Source organism: Neobacillus paridis (assembly GCF_016765675.1).
GTDB lineage: Bacteria > Bacillota > Bacilli > Bacillales > Cytobacillaceae > Neobacillus > Neobacillus paridis.
The window spans coordinates 1-712 of record NZ_JAESWB010000099.1; the positions used below are offsets into that span (position 1 = coordinate 1).

General features: G+C 54.9%; 2 protein-coding genes. Both read left to right on the forward strand.

Annotation, left to right across the window (positions count from 1 at the left end):
- Window positions 1-150: 150 nt before the first annotated feature.
- Complete coding sequence (locus tag JK635_RS28065; protein WP_235887934.1) at window positions 151-474, forward strand: ArsR/SmtB family transcription factor; 324 nt, start codon at window positions 151-153, stop codon at window positions 472-474.
- Between the two features lie 94 nt (window positions 475-568).
- On the forward strand, window positions 569-712 hold a 144-nt coding region (locus JK635_RS28070; RefSeq protein WP_498043859.1), incomplete at its 3' end, for an oxidoreductase.

Sequence of the window (712 nt, forward strand, 5' to 3'; positions counted from 1 at the left end):
AATGGCACCCCTGGCAATGAACTATTGCAGAAATCGGTTTAATCCTTGCCTGGCTGCATGAGAAAGAAAAGACTTGAAAACGCTTTTTGTATCGCCATATCCCGATACGTAGTTTCAAATATCTCGATAAATACATTGGGTAAAAGCGAAATGACTCTTGCCGACAGCACTGTGAAAATGGATGTGGATGCGATACACAAGGCGCTGGCCAATCCTACCCGCCGCCAGATCCTGGCCTGGTTGAAGGAACCGTCGGCGCATTTCTCGATGCAGGAATACCCGCTGGAACTCGGTGTCTGCGCTGGCCTGATCGATCAGCGCGCGGGACTTTCTCAATCCACCGTATCGGCGCATCTCGCCACGCTGCAGCGGGCCGGTCTGATTACTTCCCGCAAGGTAGGCCAGTGGATCTTCTTCAAACGCAATGAAGACCTCATCGGCCGCTTCATTGCGCAGCTTGACGGGGCGCTGTAAGCCTTGTCGCTCTTTTAGGCACTGCTCCCCCTGTCTTGTCCTTGCTTTTCCATCCCCGGCTTGAAATGCCGTTGTTTTATAAAAGGAATCTCTCATGAGCAAACTCTTCGATCCCATCCGCGTCGGCGACCTTGAACTGCCCAACCGGGTCATCATGGCGCCGCTGACACGCTCCCGCGCCATCGGCGGCGGCCGTGTGCCGAACGCCCTGATGGCGCAATACTATGTGCAGCGCGCC

Bases quoted from the DNA above. Each gene is read 5' to 3' on its own strand.
- JK635_RS28065 (WP_235887934.1), top strand. From the start codon at position 151: ATGACTCTTGCCGACAGCACTGTGAAAATGGATGTGGATGCGATACAC.